The organism is Lactobacillus sp. wkB8 (genome assembly GCF_000761135.1).
In the GTDB taxonomy this organism is placed as follows: Bacteria; Bacillota; Bacilli; order Lactobacillales; family Lactobacillaceae; genus Lactobacillus; species Lactobacillus helsingborgensis.
The window spans coordinates 408778-427894 of sequence record NZ_CP009531.1; the positions used below are offsets into that span (position 1 = coordinate 408778).

Annotated in this window: 19 protein-coding genes, 1 tRNA gene and 1 pseudogene; 17 read left to right on the forward strand and 4 right to left on the reverse strand. The window is 30.9% G+C overall.

Features of this window, described 5'->3' with window-relative positions; translation table 11 throughout:
- Positions 1-759 (forward strand): NADPH-dependent oxidoreductase, encoded by a 759-nt coding sequence (locus LACWKB8_RS01935; protein WP_038521371.1) that lies wholly within the window; start codon positions 1-3, stop codon positions 757-759.
- 67 nt (positions 760-826) lie between these two features.
- Positions 827-899 (forward strand) — tRNA-Thr (locus LACWKB8_RS01940).
- Positions 900-1316: 417 nt separating this feature from the next.
- Here LACWKB8_RS01940 and LACWKB8_RS09320 read toward each other — a convergent pair.
- Entirely contained in the window at positions 1317-1439 is a 123-nt protein-coding gene (locus LACWKB8_RS09320) for a hypothetical protein (protein WP_255409515.1), read from the reverse strand.
- A gap of 113 nt (positions 1440-1552) precedes the next feature.
- Here LACWKB8_RS09320 and LACWKB8_RS01945 point away from each other — a divergent pair, with 113 nt between their 5' ends.
- Both LACWKB8_RS01945 and LACWKB8_RS01950 read left to right on the forward strand, forming a co-directional pair.
- Entirely contained in the window at positions 1553-3850 is a 2298-nt protein-coding gene (locus tag LACWKB8_RS01945) for a hypothetical protein (RefSeq protein ID WP_038521373.1), read from the forward strand.
- Positions 3851-3855: 5 nt separating this feature from the next.
- Positions 3856-5457, forward strand: coding sequence for an ABC transporter ATP-binding protein (locus tag LACWKB8_RS01950; protein WP_038521376.1), 1602 nt, complete (start codon positions 3856-3858; stop codon positions 5455-5457).
- Positions 5458-5525: 68 nt separating this feature from the next.
- On the opposite strand, the pseudogene LACWKB8_RS09385 reads toward LACWKB8_RS01950, so the two are convergent.
- A pseudogene (locus LACWKB8_RS09385) lies at positions 5526-6001 on the reverse strand (DDE-type integrase/transposase/recombinase); the annotation flags it as partial.
- A 126-nt stretch (positions 6002-6127) separates the two neighbouring features.
- Positions 6128-7174, reverse strand: coding sequence for a hypothetical protein (locus LACWKB8_RS01955; protein WP_038521379.1), 1047 nt, complete (start codon positions 7172-7174; stop codon positions 6128-6130).
- A gap of 208 nt (positions 7175-7382) precedes the next feature.
- Here LACWKB8_RS01955 and LACWKB8_RS01960 point away from each other — a divergent pair, with 208 nt between their 5' ends.
- The 13 genes from LACWKB8_RS01960 (at position 7383) to LACWKB8_RS02015 (ending at position 18099) form a co-directional block, all read left to right on the forward strand.
- On the forward strand, positions 7383-7721 hold the full coding sequence (locus LACWKB8_RS01960; protein WP_052059631.1) for a hypothetical protein: 339 nt from the start codon (positions 7383-7385) through the stop codon (positions 7719-7721).
- Positions 7702-8841: a chromosome partitioning protein ParA gene (locus tag LACWKB8_RS01965; RefSeq protein ID WP_052059632.1), complete on the forward strand. Its 1140-nt coding sequence runs from the start codon at positions 7702-7704 to the stop codon at positions 8839-8841. The genes LACWKB8_RS01960 and LACWKB8_RS01965 overlap by 20 nt, the downstream gene beginning before the upstream one ends.
- A complete protein-coding gene (locus LACWKB8_RS01970; protein ID WP_038521387.1) occupies positions 8838-9293 on the forward strand; it encodes a hypothetical protein in 456 nt (151 codons plus the stop codon). Before LACWKB8_RS01965 ends, LACWKB8_RS01970 begins: the two co-directional genes overlap by 4 nt.
- 163 nt (positions 9294-9456) lie before the next feature.
- The gene (locus LACWKB8_RS01975; protein WP_038521390.1) at positions 9457-10497 is read left to right on the forward strand and encodes a Rep family protein; all 1041 of its coding nucleotides are present in this window, start codon (positions 9457-9459) and stop codon (positions 10495-10497) included.
- 4 nt (positions 10498-10501) lie between these two features.
- Positions 10502-10690, forward strand: a complete 189-nt coding sequence (locus LACWKB8_RS01980) for a hypothetical protein (protein ID WP_038521393.1) — start codon at positions 10502-10504, stop codon at positions 10688-10690.
- 64 nt (positions 10691-10754) lie between these two features.
- Positions 10755-11987 carry a tyrosine-type recombinase/integrase gene (locus tag LACWKB8_RS01985; protein WP_038521395.1) on the forward strand — a complete coding sequence of 411 codons (1233 nt, stop codon included), beginning with the start codon at positions 10755-10757 and terminating at the stop codon, positions 11985-11987.
- Between the two features lie 524 nt (positions 11988-12511).
- On the forward strand, positions 12512-13363 hold the full coding sequence (locus LACWKB8_RS01990) for a matrixin family metalloprotease (RefSeq protein ID WP_038521398.1): 852 nt from the start codon (positions 12512-12514) through the stop codon (positions 13361-13363).
- A 364-nt stretch (positions 13364-13727) separates the two neighbouring features.
- Positions 13728-14588: a matrixin family metalloprotease gene (locus LACWKB8_RS01995; protein ID WP_038521399.1), complete on the forward strand. Its 861-nt coding sequence runs from the start codon at positions 13728-13730 to the stop codon at positions 14586-14588.
- A 101-nt stretch (positions 14589-14689) separates the two neighbouring features.
- Entirely contained in the window at positions 14690-15175 is a 486-nt protein-coding gene (locus LACWKB8_RS02000) for a hypothetical protein (protein WP_038521402.1), read from the forward strand.
- A gap of 155 nt (positions 15176-15330) precedes the next feature.
- Positions 15331-16155, forward strand: a complete 825-nt coding sequence (locus LACWKB8_RS02005) for a zinc-dependent metalloprotease (protein ID WP_166484937.1) — start codon at positions 15331-15333, stop codon at positions 16153-16155.
- Between the two features lie 183 nt (positions 16156-16338).
- Positions 16339-16473 carry a Rep family protein gene (locus tag LACWKB8_RS09300; RefSeq protein WP_371211449.1) on the forward strand — a complete coding sequence of 45 codons (135 nt, stop codon included), beginning with the start codon at positions 16339-16341 and terminating at the stop codon, positions 16471-16473.
- Between the two features lie 181 nt (positions 16474-16654).
- Positions 16655-17365: a uracil-DNA glycosylase family protein gene (locus LACWKB8_RS02010; protein WP_038521407.1), complete on the forward strand. Its 711-nt coding sequence runs from the start codon at positions 16655-16657 to the stop codon at positions 17363-17365.
- Between the two features lie 38 nt (positions 17366-17403).
- Positions 17404-18099 (forward strand): hypothetical protein, encoded by a 696-nt coding sequence (locus tag LACWKB8_RS02015; RefSeq protein WP_052059633.1) that lies wholly within the window; start codon positions 17404-17406, stop codon positions 18097-18099.
- A gap of 188 nt (positions 18100-18287) precedes the next feature.
- Here LACWKB8_RS02015 and LACWKB8_RS02020 read toward each other — a convergent pair whose 3' ends face one another.
- Positions 18288-19052 carry a MerR family transcriptional regulator gene (locus LACWKB8_RS02020; protein WP_038521410.1) on the reverse strand — a complete coding sequence of 255 codons (765 nt, stop codon included), beginning with the start codon at positions 19050-19052 and terminating at the stop codon, positions 18288-18290.
- Between the last annotated feature and the right edge of the window lie 65 nt (positions 19053-19117).

The following is a 19117-nucleotide window of genomic DNA, read 5'->3' on the forward strand; positions in this document are numbered from 1 at the left end:
ATGATTCATAATTCCACAATTAACCAACAAATCAATCATCGCTCTATCAGAAAATTTAAAGATCAAACACTAAATGCAGAACAATTAAATACTTTGTACACCGTTTTTCAACATACAGCGACAAGCATGTTTATGCAAAATGCTACAATGCTTCATATTACTGATGAAGGTAAAAGGGCAAAAATCAGAGAATTGTGCGGACAAAAATATGTTGGTGCTGAAGGAGATTTGTTTATCTTTGTAGTTGATTTATATCGCAACCAACAAATTCGCCGCCAATTAGGTAAAGATGACGGACGTGTTCATACCACGGATATTTTCTTTCAGGGGATGGATGATACATTACTTGCTTGGCAAAATGTGGCTAATGCTGTTGAAAGTATGAATCTCGGTTATGTGCCACTCGGCACCATTAATGATCACCCGTTAAAAATGTTAGAGGTATTAGACTTGCCTAAGCTGACATTTCCGGCTCTAGGGATGCAAGTGGGTATTCCTGATCAAGAACCGCAATTAAAGCCGCGCTTGCCACTAGCATTTACTACTTTTGAAAATGAATATCCGCGTGATTTTAAAGTGGCAGACTTGAAAGAATATGACCAAGTCGTTACCACTTACTATGACTTGCGGGATGCTAATAGACGTATTGATTCTTTTACTAAACAAATAACAGGTGATAAATTAAACGATAAGAGAATTGATCGTGACGAGTTGCCAGAATTGTTGCACAAACAAGAGCTTTGCCTAGATTGGAAATAAAATAAAAGTCGCGCATTCGATTGCACGACTTTTTTTGTTTTGGTATAATTTAAACGTTGTGAAAGTTGCTGATTTAGCTCAGTTGGTAGAGCGTTTCCCTCGTAAAGAAAAGGTCGCCAGTTCGATTCTGGCAATCAGCATAACAAAGGCTAATATAGCATTAAAGCCCGTTGTATCAATCTTGATATGACGGGCTTTTGTTTGTTATGAAGCATTTTAAATAATTGTAAATTAATGTGAAATGTTGTGGTCAGTCACACTATAGGTCACACAAAGTAAAATAAGTTGAAAATTTGTCGTCATAAATTTTTCAGGAATGGATATAACCCTTGATGTAGCAGGCTTAATTGCCTGCTTTTTTGTGTGACTGAGTGTTAACTTGCAGTTAGTGTAAAATACATGAAATATATATTAAACTATATAGTAAATTTTCATCATGTTTTAGAAATTGTTACGCTTAGATTGTAAACTTAGCGTAAACTAGATGAATAAAAAATAGCTGAAACAAAATTGATCATTTCTTGTTTTAGCTATTAGTCTTAATTTAATATATGTTTTTATTCAACACATTCTATAGTTGTGCAATTACTGTAGTGGCAGCTATCACTATCTTCAGGAGCTTCATTAGTTGAATCAGCCATATCAACTGCTAGTTTCTGCAATCTAATTAATTCAGTCATTTTCAAGTCCTACCTTTCTATAAACCGCAATAATTATTACTTAAAGCAAGTATACAACATTTATTTTTAATTGTTAATAAAAAATGATATAATTTTTAAAGGGTGATATTAATATGTGTAATTATTTGTTAAATAGTTATAAAAAGATTTATAGTACATCAGTTCTTCCAGACAAAGTTAAAGACATTTCATACTATCATATTTCCAGAAATGCCAATCATTATTTCCTTCAGTTTGACTTTTCAAATAAAAAATCATATCGGCAAGGATTTAAAATTCATATTTCAGCAACTATGAAAAACTATCAAGAGATTTTAAATTCAGTTTTTGAGTTCTGTAAAAATCATAAAGTTGATTTTAAATATATATCAAATATGAAAGAATTATATTTAAACCTTTCTGGTACTACTAATAATCTTTGGTCCACTGGAAAGTTCATAACAATTTATCCAAGTAATTATTCTGATTTTTTGAATTTGGTTAAAGATTTGTATGCTTTGCCTAATTTTAAAGACAAAGAAGGAATTTGCATCTTAACTGATAAAAAGTATAGGGATTCAAATAATATCTTTTATCGTTATGGGATGTTATCTAAAAATGATAATAAAGGAATATATGATAAAAATGGTCAAAAATTATACGATGATTACAAAACTTTAGAATACAAATTACCTTACTTTGTTAAGGAGCCTTTTCCAAAAAAAGAAGCAAGCAATAAAAATAAAAGTAATAATCTTATTTTTAATAGCTATATACCAATTAAAGCATTACATTCTAAGGCTGCAGGCTCCGTTTTCCTAGTAGAAACTAATAAAAGAGAAAAGTATGTTCTTAAGAGTGCAATTAACGGATACTATGACACAACACAGTCAAAAATAGAAATATTAAAGAATGAAGAAAGAAATATAAAAAGAATGCATCATTTAAGTTTCGTTCCTAACTATGTAGATTCTTTTTATGAAGAGAGAAATTATTTTTTAGTTGAAGAGTATATTAAGGGAATAACTGTAGATGATTATAGAGCCTTAACTAGTAATGACTTTATTTCAAACAAAGATACTGCTAGTAAATTCTCTAAGATTATTATAGATTTACTTTCTAAAGTTGATAAACTACATAAGTCTAATGTATTTTTAGGTGATATCTCTAGTCAAAATATTTTGGTTAACACAGATAAAAATGAAGTTTACTTTATTGATTTAGATCAAACTATATTTCTTGGAGAAGTAGATCTACATAAAAGAGAAAATAATTTCTATAGAACAGAAGGATTTTATGATAATAAAATTCAGTATTTGACTCCATTAAAGCAAGATATTGAACAACTGGGATATTTACTTATTTCGTTTTTTTGCCGTGCTAATATGTTTTTAAAAATTGATAATTCTGGTCAAACATCAATAAAATTTTTTGAAAAATTTGCCAATTTAAATAAAATACCTAAAGTTTTCGTTGAAGCAGCAGAACAGCTAATTAAGAATCCTGATATTGATCTGCAAAAAATGATAAATTACTTGAAAACTAGTAATTTAGATTCAGATTCAGTAATTAGCACTGATAGTTTTCCTGATAATTTTTTAAATAGATTAATTAAAACAGATGAATGCGCTAAAATTGATAACTTACTTATATCTGAGTCTTCCGATTCTTTTGTACTTACATATACAGATGATTTTATTTATTCTGATAAACTTTCCAAGCTAAGATTGTATTATTTAAAAGATGAGTCGTTAATACAAAACGTATTTAAAGATTTTAAAATGAGAACAAAGCTTTTTGATAAAGTAAATATACTTATTAAGGAAATTGAAAAACAGAACAAAGATATTAAACAGCTTAGTTTAGAAAATATTATTTCATTAATTTTTTGTTGTCTTGTTATCATTAAAGATTATAAACTGCATGATTCTGATTTCTTTAATAGAATAGTTGAATGTACAGATTTAATATTATCTAAATATTGTGTGCGAAACAAAAATTCAAAGTTGTTAGGATTTAAGGTAAAGCTTATATCAAAATATTTATCACCATACTTAAGTGACGGAACAGCAGGTATTTTAGAATTATTGATATATTTTAAAAAATATTTTGGAATTAATAAGTATGATGAATACATTTTTGAGATGGCAAAAAACCTTAGTAAGGCTATAATGCCTAAAAATGCTTCACTTTATCGTGGCTTAGGTGGAATAGTTAATGCACTATTGGACTATAGAATGGCTTTTGATGATAGCAGATATGATAATACTATTATTAAAATGATCAATTGCTTTAAGTACTATTCAATTAATTCACACGGTACTGCTTTAATGATTGATCAAAGTTTTGGAACAGCAACAACTAATTTTAAAGATGGTAATCAAGGAATAATTTATGTTTTACAAAAAGCAAAACATATTCTTGGAAAGTGACACCAATGAAATTAAAAGATCTTTTAAAATTAAATATTCCACTAAGTGTTGTAATAATCTTTCTTACATTATTAGGATCTATATCAATTGCATATAAGAATTATATATTATCAATAACTATTAATGCCCTAATAGCAACAAACTGGAGTAAATGGTGGCTCTTTACTTTCTTAGAAATGATAACAGATATTTTAGGACATTTTTTAAAGCGGTTAGGGATATATCTTTTTAGTAAACAAAGTCAAGCTTATATTCATCAGATAAGATATCGCATAACCGAAAATTATTTTTCAAAAACTGATAACATTTCTAAAGTGTCTACAATGCAGAATCGATTAACAAATGATTTAAATATGCTTTATGATTTGTATTTAACGCCAACTTATAGAATATGGGGGTTAGTTTGTGATATCATTTTTTCTTCCACAATGATTTTTACTTTTAATCCATTTTTACTTGCTCTAACTTTTATACTTGCAATTATTTTGCTTTTTGTCCCTAAAATATTGTCTAACTCTTTGCAAAAAGCCACCACTAAAATTTCTGTTAGCAATTCAACCTATCTTAATACTTTAGAAAAATGGTTATCTGGTTTAGCTATTCTTCAACGCTACAATGTTCGTAAAAAATTGTTAACAGTATTATCAGATAGTTCGGCAAAGTTAGAACAGGCAACAGTCACTAAAGAGAAAAAAGTTAATGAATTAGAAACTGTCAACATGGCGGCTAATATGATAGCGCAGATGCTAGTTGATATTAGTGCAGGTATTTTAGTATTAACTGGTCAGTTAAACATAGGACTATATTTTAGTTTAGGAAACTACTCTAGCGTAATTTTTAGTGAATTAGGTGCGGTGACATCAAGGATTACCCAAGTTCAATCAACTAAGAGTTTAAGAGATAGTGTTAGTACTAGTTATTCAATTATTCTAAAAAACAATCAAGAATTATCTAAATCTACTTTAGACAATTTTGCTACAATTACAATTAATAATTTAAGTTTACAATTTCCTAATGCTGAGCGACTTGAATATCCAGATTTTACTATTAATGCTGGTGAAAAAGTTTTGCTATCAGGTGATAGCGGTACAGGAAAGTCAACACTTTTAAAATTAATATTAGGAGAAATTATTCCATCAACAGGAACAATAACTTTTAAAGATAAAAATGGCAACTCATTGCAACCAAACTTATCACAGATTGGTTATGTTCCCCAAGAAGCGCAACTATTTCCGGGAACGATTGAAGAAAACATTACTATGTTTAATTCACAATTAGACCATAAGGCGTCGGCTTGGGCGGAAAAAATGCAATTATCCGCAGACTTAAATAAATTTCCAGCCGGGATTCATACAGCGGTCAATTTAAATAAGGAAAACTTATCGGGAGGACAAAAACAAAAAATTGTCTTAGCTAGAACAGAAACTTATGATAATAATATCATTTTAATTGACGAAGGTACATCTGCCATAGATTCTAATGCTACACACAAAATTTTAAAAAATATTCTTTCTAGCAATTCAACAGTAATCTTCATTGCTCACAACTTAACACCGCAAATTCATCAAATGTTTGATCATGAAATTCATTTAAAAAATCCCCAATAAATTTATAAACTGAAAAAAGGCTAGTGAAAATTGATATGGACCCTAAAATTAGGACAAATTATTAATTTTTAACTTAGGACTAGCTGCTGATATTTTATCTTAATTCTTTTGTTATTGTAGTAATCAATATATTCTCTAATTGCCTGTTCTAATTCAGTTGGCTTTTCAAGGCCATAAAGCATTTTCCGTTTTAAGATATCAAAAAACTATCCATTAATCCATCGTCTAATGAATTACCCTTGCATGACATTGATTACTCAACACCACTACTTTTTTAGCCATGCCTGGAAAGTGGTGAGTTGATACTGCCAATCTCGGTCAGTGTAAGTCATATAGTGCCGGATGCTTTTGCCAAGTTAACTCTAATATTAGTCATTGTCTGTCTTAAGTTAGGACTGTAGGAAATTGTATAAGAAATAATTTCTTGCGTGCAGCCATTAATAATTGTTGATAAGTAGGTCTTTTGTCCGTTAAGTTTGAACTCACTTACGTCGGAGTACCATTTATAATTAGGCAAGATAGAGAAGAAATTACGGCGAATTAAGAATAAGAATTTGGAATTATATAGTTTAGTTAAATCAACACCAAAAAGCTCAAGCAATTTCTGAACTACATTTTGTGTTTAAGAGTTTAGTTTTTATAAGACGCATTTTTCTGCATAAATTTTGAATTAATCTAAGTTCCAAATTATGTAGCCATCACTAGTTTTGGTCGCACTTATAAAAGAAGTCTGGTAATAAGTTTCGGAAATAGAGTTAAGGAGAAAATTTAAAACTTTAAAAGCCGCATTTAGCACAGATTCATTTTCGTGTTCTGATGTACTTAGATTATTAACTTCTGCTGCCATTCTTATATATATATTATTGTATTTTAACTCGTTATTTCCCTTATCTTGCGAAAGCGGATTGCCGCTTGGAAAATTTGTACGATTAATGGAAACCAAGAATTGCGACTTGTTTTTTTTGGCAGTTTCAATAATTGAATCAAGTACTTTAATATCCGACTTGGCAAATTCTTTAATAATTTCTTTTGTGATACGCATATTTCCTTCGGGTATCCCTTTACCCAGAGAAATATGCGTTTTTTTAGTTTGGAGGGATTTTTCAAGTGCCATTTTGCCGGTAGTTAAGGCTTCATGGAAAAACATTATCAAGCTTGCAGAAGACAGCTCCTCAGAAGATACTGACCCAGTAAATAACTTACTAGAACTCATGAAATAATCAAATGCTTCAGAAAAGTTAATAATACTAAGAACAAAATTGGCTACGGGCGCAATAAACTGATATTTCGTATATAAAATTTTTTCTTCTAATGTGCCAGCAGTTAATATATTTACGTCATCTGTAAAAAAATTCTTATCCCGAATTTCTTCAAGATACTTTACAGCGTAATTATATACATTGGTTAAATATTTTGTAACTTCTTGTCCATTGTCAAATAGAGTGTCAATATATTTCTTTTTTAGTGTGCGAATAATTGCTGCTCTTTGGACTGGATTTTCGGGTCTAGTAGGATTTGTGGGAGAAATCCAATTAGTAAAAGTTGAACTAGCAGTTTTTTTACCGTATTCATCGATCCGGATAGGTATTTTGTCTGCTTCTATAAAAATATTTTGATTTATATCTTCAATAACTTCAAAATTTTTCTTGTTTTTCTCTTTCCTATATTCAGTTAATAACTTAGGAAATTTGTTTTCAGGTTTAGGACATTCGGGCATAGTTTTGTCTCCTTTATTATTTTTGCTACCCATCATTTTGTATAAGAATGATGGGTTATATTTTTGTTCTAATAGCTATCATACTTAACCATGAAGATTAAATCTGATTGCAATCAAACAAATCTTCATTAGTTGAATAGTATATAAGTGAAATTTTACACCTAATTATGTAAGCGTATGTAAAAAAGCGCTTAGATTGGAGATAAATATGACAATTAAAATAAATTTAACGGCAAAACAAGTATTAAATGGTATCACAGCGATTGTTACTGGAATTAATGAACGTAAAGCCAGTGAAAAATATGACAATGCTAAAGATGTTACCGAATACCCTTATCTAGTGAGAATGGCAATTACAGTTGATAAAAACAATGTTAATAACGGTCAAATGTTAAACTTCAAACTTAAAAAGGTTGATGGATTAAAAGCTGGTAAAATGATCGATTTTGATAAAAGTTCTATTAAGAATGATCAAGTTAATTTATGGGCTAACCAACGTGGTTATGTTCAAGTTTCCATTAAAGGAGATGAGATCATTGCAGGGTAAACATACAACTATCTGTAATTATATTGAAAATGTGCTTGATAGTGTCTTATCGGATGAAGCAAGCACAATTAAGCAATCTTATCTAGTCTTGGAAGTAATTAAGGAGCCTTGTGGCTTCTTGTTTATTCCGCGTTACCCAACAAATTTAGTATTAAATACAGATACCTATTACCGTATTTACGATATTATTTCGGCAGCTGTTTTCCCTGAATATACCTGTGTTAGACCTACTTCTATGCAATTAGTGGAAGTGGACGGTGAACAATTAGCAACAGCCAGAGGGTTTTATTTTCCAGGTTACAAGGGTAAGAAACAACGGCTTGTTGGCACAATTACTAAAATTGTGGCTGATTATGATTTAAATAAGGAAATACCGTTGATGCGGGGCTTAACGGTTGGCAGGAATGCCACCACTTGGATTATTAGTGGTAATACAGGCAGTGGTAAAAGCTATGCTTTACGCTATTTAGAAGAAATAATTAGCCGTTTAACTAATCAAAATGGTGATAAATCAGCACAGGTTATCATGATTGATCCCAAAAAGTCTGATGGTGCAAGATATGCGAAAAAACATACTGAAATCAAATTGTTAATTCCAGAAGATAGCGATCGCCCAGAAGATTTTTTAACTAGAGTGAATGCGGAATTGGCTGCTGTAGTTAAGGAAATGCAGTTAAGGCAAAGTAAGCTTTATGAAGTTTCAAATAAGATTAGTACTGACGCTAACGAAATCAATGTACCACCGATTTTTGTTGTTTTGGAAGAAATGGCAAGCTTAACTTTGGGCTTAGCACCAACTTCAAGACAAGTTAAGGATTTATACCGTGAATTAGAATTAATTGCCTTACTTGGCAGAGAAAGCTTAATCAATTTAATTATTACCAGTCAAATTGCTAGAAATGATATTGTGCCTATTCCGATTCGCTCACAGATGAACGTTAGAATTTTGCTGGGTAGAATTGATAAAGCAACCGTGCAGTATTTATTTCCGTCAATGATTGATGGCTTGTCTATCCCTATTGGTGGCTTAGGAACAGGAATAATTGAGATTAATGATGGTAAACATTACGGGATTGAACCACTTGCAATGCCGACAATAACCAAAGGAGAAGAATCGTGAAGAGGATAGACTTAATTAATAAGTTATTTGATAAATTAATTGCTTTGCTTAGTAAGATCAGCGTAATTTTGTTGATTGTTCTAGTAATTCTGCTAATCGTACATTATTTTCTAAAATTTTATGGTAAATCAATTTCTAAAACAATTGCATTAGAACAAACATTAAAGCTTATGGAACCAGAAAAGCCAGATAAAATAATTGTGGCAGTTAATAAAGTGGTTTGTTGGGCGGGTGTTAAATACCTTGATAATAAAGAGCGTGTGCAGATAATTGTTCCAACTAAACGCTGGTTTCAATTATCATCACAATTAGAAGTTAAAAAACGGATTAGGGAAATGCTTAATTCAGAAGACTTCAGATTATTTTTAATGGATAATTTAAGCAATTATCGTTTTGTAAGTAAGCCTGACTATTATCATAATCAGTTTGTCTTAATCGGTACAAGAATTTAATAGAGGCAAGGTGCCAGCTTTGTCCTCAAGACAAAAAGAATGGCACCTTGCATAATTTATAAATATTCTACTGTGCAAGTGTGTTAAGCATTGATATAACAACATTTGCTGGGCTTGTTATGGCAAATGTTAAAAGTGTGCAAACTGTGCAGAAGGGAATTATATGGCAGAGATTAGAGCTAGACAGTTTATGTACATGCAAGATTTTGACCATTTAAAGATAGATTTTACTGAACTAACCAATATTTTAACTAAGGCTAATATTCAAGAGTGGGCTTATATAATTCATGACCAAGATTTTGATCAAGATAATAAGCTAATTAGGAAACATCTACATGTGGTCTTAAAATATGCTAATCCGCAAATACTTTCTCATGTTGTAAGGCTTTTTAATGATGAACCGCAATATTTAGAAGTTTGGCAAGGAAGAATCAGTAACGCTTATAGCTATCTAATTCATGCAACATTGGAAGCTAAAGATAAGTATCAATACGATCCTAATAGTGTGGTGGCTTCATTTGATTTTCCCGCAAGGATTACTGAAATACAAAGCAGTGTTAACCAAAGCAGGTTAAATTCTAAAGTAGTGGCTAATTTCTTAACGCAATATGCTAATGAAGAAATTGATTATCAAGAATTAGCGGATATTATTGGTTTAGCTGAAGTTGCCAAAAGAAAAAGTGTGATTGACAATATTACCAAATTAATCGCGGACAAAAAGCATGAAGAATGGTTACATGAATATCATGATCGCAAAGCAGAAACAATTTGGTTATGGGGCAGTGCAGGAGTTGGTAAAACACGTTATGCCAACAAGCTAGTTCGTGGTGAAAAAGTTGCTATTTTAGGCAGCAGTCGGGATTACTTTCAAGATTATCATGGTGAACATTATGTAATTTTGAATGATTTGCGTCCCAATGATTTTAGATATGCCGACTTATTAAGGCTATTAGATCCATATGAGCATGATAAAGTAGCGCCAAGACGTTATCATGATGTGAAATTGAACATTGAAATGTTGATTATTACTACTCCTTATAGTCCGTTTGAATTTTATCAACATGTGAAGATTGCTGACGAAAGAACAGATACTTTTGAGCAGCTTAAAAGACGAATTCATGCAATCCATATTACACCCAAATTTATTGCAGAAGTATTTAAAGACAGTGAATCTGAATATGAAGAATTATTTGAAGGTAAGTAAAACAATGAAAGAAGATGAAAAAATGTTTGGCAATGAATTACTTAATGCTAGGCAAATAGCAGAAAAGTTAGAAATTTCTAGCACCTACTTTTTTAAATTAACTAAATTAGGTATGCCATTTCACCGCGTAACTCCAAGAGGTAGAAAGTTCTATAACTATGATGAAGTGGTAAGTTGGATTAGAAATCGGTAGGAACTATGGTAAAATTTAAAGTGGTCAAGGGTATGTTCTTCTTGAAAATAAAAGGAGAGTAAACATGCCAATTAGTAAAATTAATAAAGGTAAGAAAGCTGGTAAGTATCGCGTAAGAATACAGCCAAGAGATGAACATACTGGAAAAGTTATTCCAGTTCCTAGTCAAGTTGCGGACAATTATCGGGCAGCTAAAGCTCTTTATGAAAAAATGTGGGTAGATTTTCGTTCTAATCCACGTGGTAATTATCAGGAACTGAATCAACCACTGGTGCAATCATATAAAAGTTTTATTGAAAGTGAGCATAAGTTAGGTAGATGGCAATCTGCAACTACTTATAAAGCGTGGACTTATACAGTTAGGCTATTAGAAGATTATTTTGGTGATAAAAAGGTAAAAGATATTACTGAAACTGATATCAGGCAATTTGCTCGTGATTATGTTGAAAAACATCATGCAAGTGTTGCGCCACATGCAACTATCGAACGCCAGTTACAGATTATTAGATGTTATTTTGGTTCATTAGATAATATTGTAAAAAATCCTGTTCCTGTAAAAGCTCTGTATAAGTTCTTTCGCAATGATGAGATGACTGTACCAGATGAAAAATATGTTTTTACTGATCAAGAAATTACTGCTATTATTGCAGATATTAAAAAACGTTTAGCTTTGACTAAAACAAATTATTGGTGTAGTCGCTTGGCAATTTGGATAGCTTTGGAAACAGGAATGCGACCGCAAGAAATTCAAGCTTTGAAATGGACAGATTTAACTAAAGATCATGATAAAGTAGTGTTTGAAATTAGCGATTCATGGAATAGCAAAGCAAAGAAATTAAACGGTCATTTAAAAAGTAGACCTAAAGGCGCTAAAAGATTAACTTTGCCAATATCTGAAACTTTGTATAAGACATTAATGATCTTTAAAGACAAGCAAACTGATGTATTGCAAGAATATGGTTTAGATAATGAGCAGGATTATATTTTATTAGCATTAACTACCTATAATTTATGTTCGTTAGGGATGCCAATAGATCAACGTGGCTTAAATGATATGATACGTAAAATCTGTAAAAAGATTGGTGTTAATAATCGTGGCTTGCGTGTTAGTATGTATACTTGTCGTCATACGGTGGCAACCAAATTAGCCAACATTCCAGGTATGAGTTACCCTTGGGCAGCTTATCGATTAGGTCATTCATTAAAAACTTTTATGAAAGTTTATGTTCATGTTGATCAAGATAAGAACGAAGATATGTTAAATATCGTCAGTTCACAATTAGTCACACAAAATTAGATACAATAGTTATAAATGCTAGAGTAGTACGACTTTAAAGTGTTTTGCTACTCTGGCAATCAGCATTCAGAAGAATAAAATTATTAAAATAACCTTGAAATATCAACGTTTTCTGTTGGTAAGTTAAGGTTATTTTTTGTTTATTAAAGATAATTATGCACACGCTACGGAAGACGTTTTTAACTGTGTTCCATGCAAAAACTTTTACGTAGGCTTTTAGGTTGATATAACGGATTTAGAGCTACTTTTTTGTGTGCAATGACAAAATTGTCATTAATCTACTAACCTCTTTAAAACATGTAATTATTAAAATATTCACATCAATTCTTTATTTGATTAATGTCTGCTATGTTTATAATTTATAAAACCTGGAAAGCAGCTGATGCGAAATTATTTATTCTTATGGCAATGTTTAATTTTATCGTTGAAAATCAATATGGTAACTTGTTACAAGTATGAAAGTAATGATATATTAAACTTGTTGTTTTATCAGTTGAGCTAATTTTAAAGAAAAAGAATTTATTATGGAAATTAAATTAAATAGAAAATTTATTAAACTTTGCATTGCAGCTTTAGCTTTAATTACTACTACTGGCACTTTATCACCAACTACTATTAACAATGTAACTAGTGTTTCAGCTAAAGCTAAAAAACATCACAAGAAAGTAAAGAAAACATACGTCATTGCTAAATACTACGATGAATTTAAACCCGGTTACAGCTACACCTACAACAAAAAGAAAGGTGTTTTCATTGGTCACAAAATGAAGAAACAGCATACTTCAACTACTCACTCCGATGAGCCAAGAGTTGAACAAGCCACTAGCACTTATGACGTACCTAAAGTAAAAAAATTTACTAAACAAATATTAAACGAATTTCATTTAAAAGGTTACCGTTGGGCAAAAACAACGATCACTTATAATTACAATGATGTAAACGAAAGCCAACAAACAATAATCAACCAGGCAATTGATCAAATAAATCAATTAGGCATCATTAACTTAAAGAAAACTAACAAAAAAGCTAATATTACAATAGAAGTGTCAACAACGAATCTGGCAAGAGCCGGTTACACAGCTGGACCAGTTTCAAAAGAAGATAATTCATTAAATCTTAACCTAATTGATGAACAAACTGTAACACTATATGAAAACCAAATTCAAGCACATTGTTACGGTAATTATGCTCTATACTTAAATCAAGTAGCTTTACATGAAATTGGACATGCACTCGGTCTTGAACATAATGAACAAAATAAATATGAAATTATGGCACCAGTATCGGATGTAAGAAAAATAAATAAGATTGATGCAACTCATGTAGCAATCGACCAAGATTACATCAAAGGTTTGGCCATTCTTTACCAAAACTAATCTCTGCTAACAATATATCGACCATATCAGTAACCATTACTGGTATGGTTTTTTATGTTACTAACAGCAGCACTGTATAGTTTAGAAAGGAAACTTATCATGAATAACACTATCCAAAAGTTGAAAGCAGTCATAATTATTACTTTAGTATTAGCAACTACCATTCCAATTAATCCGATTATTCAACTAATTACAGTTAAGTACTAACTAATCTAAATTAGGATTATAATTTCTCATCTATTATGCTTACTTTGGTATTAAGTAAAAATGACACTTGTCTATCGTTTGATAATAATGATATATTCAAAGTACTACAGCTTATTCCTTTCAAATGATCAATTAGTTTAAGAAAGAAGAATTTATCATGAACATTAAATTAAGTAACAAACTCACCAAAATCGCTGTTACCGCTTTAGCACTTATTACTGCTAGCGCAACCGTTGTACCAACCACTGTCACTAATTTAACTACTGTTTCAGCTAAAGCTAAGAAACATCACAAGAAAGTCAAGAAAACTAAAAAGAAAGCTTACGTCATCGCTAAATACTACGATGAATTTAAACCCGGTTATAGCTACACTTACAACAAGAAAAAAGGTGTTTTCATTGGTCATAAAATGAAGAAACACCAAACCACAACTACTGACTCTGACGAGCCAAAAGTTGAACAAGCTACCAGCACTTATGATGTACCTAAAGTAAAAGAATTTACTAAAGATATTTTAAATCAATACGGATTAACTGGTGACAGATGGTCAAAAACAAGTTTAACTTATAATGATAATGCTTTATCACAAATGCAACAACAAATAGCAGAAGATGCTATAAATCAAATAAATAATTTAAACATTGTTAAACTAACAAAAAGTAATAAAAAAGCAAATATTACAATTAAATTAGGACAAACCAATACATCAACACTAGCTCTAACATTTACTGATCCAACCGAAGATCATTACAAAGATTTAGACATATTAACTGGTAAAACAATAGAACTTTACGACAATAATATTCAAGAATATTGCAAAGGTAATTACAACTTGTATCTAAATCAAACAATTATTCATGAATTAGGTCACGCATTAGGCTTAAAGCATAATGAACAAAGTAAATATGAAATTATGGCACCATTTGCTAATATAAACAAAATAGCTACAAATGATGGAATTCATACCACAATCGACCAAGATTACATCAATGGTTTAGCTATTCTTTACCAAAACTAATCTCTGTTGACAACATATCAACCATATCAGTAACTATTACTGGTATGGTTTTTTATGTTGCTAACTAACAACAAAATACAATTTAGAAAGGAAAATTCATCATGAAATTCACTAAAAAGTTAAAAGCAACAATCATTACTTTGTTAGCCTTAATTACCATAGCACCAACTGTATCTACTGTTGAACCAATCACAGTTAATGCCAAAGCAAAAACTGTCATTGCTCACAAGAAATCACAGTTTAAGAAAGGCTACAAATATAAGTACAATAAGAAAAAGCACGTTTACATTGGTCACAAGAAAAAGAAAATCAAATATGAGAACCCTGATAAATATTACCCATATTTATGTGCCAGCAAACCGGTTCATAAGATTAAACCAATCCCTGACGTTTACACCAATACACCTAAGATTGACAATTTCACTCAAGACATTTTAGACAAATATCATCTAAACGGTTATCGTTTTGCTAAAACCAACATTACTTACAGCTATAATAATGTCAGTGATGCCGACCAAAAAATCATTGAAGATGCCATTAAGCAAGTCAATGATTTAGGTATTGTTAACTTAACACCAGCTAACTAATGATCCTACGAGCACCAATATAATTTAGTGATAAAGAGTAAAATAATAAGGCAGTTAATACTAAACTTTACGATCAACAGTTTAAAAAATTTAGCAAATAATATATCATAGAATTAAAACAATCACTATTTTTAAAGACATAGAAAGAGAAATTTATGATGAAATTCTCATCAAAATTATTAAAATCAACTTTCACCTTGCTTTCATTGATCACTTTGGCAGGAACAATTACACCAATCGTAGCCACTCCTACAACTATTCAAGCAAAGAAAGCCAAAAAGAAACACTATGTAACCGCTAAAAAGACAAGCCAATTCAAATTTGGCTATGCTTACGTTTACAATAAAAAGAAACATTGCTACATCGGACACAAAATGTCCAAAAAAGAACGTCAACAATTTAATATGCCAAAAGAACAAAAAATTCAAAAAGCCACATCAAATTATGACGTTCCAAAAATCAATGATTTTAATAATGCAATTCTCTCACAATATAGCCTACTAGGTTATCGTTGGAATAAAACAAACTTAACATTTAACGATAATCAATTAAACGCACATCAACAAGAATTAGCTGAAAATTCAATTGAAAAAATTAATAATTTAAATATTATAAAATTATCAAAAACTAACAAAAAAGCTGACATCACTATTCAAATAGCTAAAAAAGATAACCCAAGAGTAGTTGGTCAATCAACATACACTATTTCAGATGACGATACATATAAAAACCTAAATTTATACGAAATTGCAGAAATTAATATTTACAATAATTCAATATTAACACAAGTATCTGAAAATATAATTGATTACGACACACTGTTTAAACACGTAATATTGCATGAAGTTGGGCATTGCTTAGGACTAAAACACAACCCAACACAAAATCATATAATGAATGTAACAGACTCTCGTAGCGAGCACATAACCGATCCTGACCAAGATTACATCAATGATTTAGCTATTCTTTACCAAAACTAATCTCTGTTGACAACATATCGACCATATCAGTAATTATTACTGATATGGTTTTTTTGTTGCTGACTTTAACTACAAACATGTAGAAAGAAAATTAATTATTATAAAAACTATTACCATAAAAAAGATATAAAAATTCCGAGAATCATGGCACTATTTCTCCTTATTAATAGGAGGTTGATTTAAATGAAAAAAGAAATTAGATCAAGTAAATGGGCTTTTCTTTTATATAAAGATAGTGCTCCAAAAGACTATTTTAATAAATTTGAAGGGTTACATGTACCATTTATTTTAAATTCTTGGAAAGAATTTGCGAAATAATTGATACGGTTTGCCATAAGTTCATGTTCTAAAACCTTTCTATGAATTTATTAAATAAATTAATTTTTATAATAATTATAAACTAAATATATTTCTATCTTTTTAAACATGATGACGAATAAGAGTATATCTACTATAATTTGCTTATACGTTTTTGTAGTATGGTAGGTAGTATGAATTTATGCAACGAAAACAAAATTTTTCAGAAAAAGTTTTTCAATTTGATCAGGAATTAGGTAATGTAAAAATTGATTTACCAGCTCCATATAAATTAATTAATCCTTATAGTGGCAGAAACAAGAAGCAAGTTTTGCATATGGTTCAAATCTTCTATCAAAAATATTTCAATGACACTAACAAGCGGCGCTTAATATTAGGCAGTTCACCTGCGAGAAAAGGATCGGCAATAACAGGGATTCCCTTTGAAGATGCTTCAAATCTCCAAAAAGAAACAGGAATTTCAATAGCGAACTTTCATGTTAATGGTGCAGCTTCTGATTTTTTAAATGAAGTTATAGATAAATACGGTGAAAGGACCAAGTTTTATCATGATTTTTACCTCAATTTTGTTTGTCCCGTAGGCATTTGCAAGACCAGTTCCAAGGGTAACCAAGTGAACTGCAATTATTATGAAAACAAACAAATTGAAGAAATAGTAACTCCTTTTATGATTTCCGCACTTAAAGCGCAAATTAACTTTGGAATTGATACTTCTGTTTGTTACTGCATCGGCAGTGGTCAAAATTATCAAGAACTAAGCAAAATTAATAAGAAATTACATTTGTTTCAAAAAATAGTTCCACTTGAACATCCGCGTTTTATTACACAATATCATCCTGAAGATGAAGAAAAATATCTGACTAAGTATCTCAAAGCCTTGATGTACAAATAATAGGCAATAGTTTGAAAAATAAGTGAGGTCATCGATTTATGTCCGATGTAATTCTTAAAAAAGTAAGAAAAATTTATCAAATGTACCAAAATGGCGATTTAGGTGATACTACTTTACCTGAAGATAGCGACCCGCACCTAGATCCAAATACTAATGAAAATGCGCTTTATTTCACGTTACCAATGGCCTTAAACTATCAGAGAAATTCCTATACTTTGTGGGAAAGTGCCTTGAAGACATATGAAGATCCAGAAACTAATTTTGTTTTTATACCGGCAAAAGTGATTATTGCTGAGTATGAATCAGTACAAAAAGCTTTGACCAAGTATCGGCTTGCTTTGCAAAAGAATAAGCAGACAGATATTTGGCTTAAACTCTGTCAGACATTTATGGAGCTTTCTGACGGTAACATTAACAAATTCGTTAACAATTTAGATAATGATGTTGATAAAATAAGGTATTTCATGCAGAAAGACGCTAAGAAAAAGTTCCCATATTTGTCTGGTAATAAGCTTTGTAACTATTGGTTGTATGTTCTCAGTAAATACACTGCTATTCCTTTAAAAAATACTAATAATATATATATTGCTGCAGATAGGCATGTAATCAGAGCAAGTTACAAATTAGGCTTAATTACTAAAAAACAAATGGAAAGTGCTAAAGTGCAAACCTATGTGATTAGTGCTTGGGCAAAAGAACTGCAGGGCACTGAATTTGTGCCAACAGACCTGTAAAATCCGTTGTGGTCATGGAGCAGGAGTAATTTTAAAGAATTGGATTCTTACAATTGAGAGTAAATACAATTACATAAAAGATCTACAACTAAGATTGCTTAAACAAAAACCTTTCAAAACAATTCTTAACGAATTTGTGTTTTGAAAGGTTTTATTTTGCAGCTAACTTTTATATAGATTAAAGACTTTCACGCATAGTAGTCAATGATTGTTTTCAACGTTTTTGCAGCGTCAGGATTGCCCGTGCCTTCTGTATAGTATTTATTAAAACGTGGGTCACACACATACATTTGGGCAAGTTTCTTATGTGCTTCTCCCGAATACTGATCTTTAGGCCATATTGTTAATAAATATTCTTTATGTAAGTCGAAAAGGTGCTTGGCAGCAGCTAGTTTGATATCAGTAGTCTTATTAAAGTTCTTTAGTTCAGTTAAAATTTCCGCACTCAGTTTTTTGAAATGTGCTAATTCATCTGCAGATAAAGAACTGAACTTTTCATTACTAAGATCTATTTGAGCATCCCCATATTTCTTCCTGATTTCCGAACCGTATTGTTTTTCATTTTTGTTAATCATTTCTTTTTTTAATGTGGCAAATTTTTCCGTGTCAGTCATTTGTGCTTCTCCCTTCATTGTTGCAAGTGTCTTGTCTAAATTCTTAATCAAATCATCTAGATATTGCTCTTGAGCAACTAATTTGCCCCGCTGATTTCGTAAAACTTGATATTGAGTTTCCGGTGAAGTCTGCATTACCTGTTTTATTTGTTCCAGTGGCAAGTCAAATAGCTTTAAAAATAGAATTTTCTGCAATTGATCAACTTCGCTTTCCTCATAATAGCGATAATTATTTTCGGGATTCCTGCGCGCTTTTAAAAGTCCCTGTTTATCGTAATAACGTAAAGTTCGTGTTGAAATGCCAGCTAGCTTTGCTAGTTCATTGATAGAATACGACATGTTTAAAATCTCCTCACTTGCAAAATTAAGTATATTGGTTGACGTAACGTCAAGGTCAAGCACGG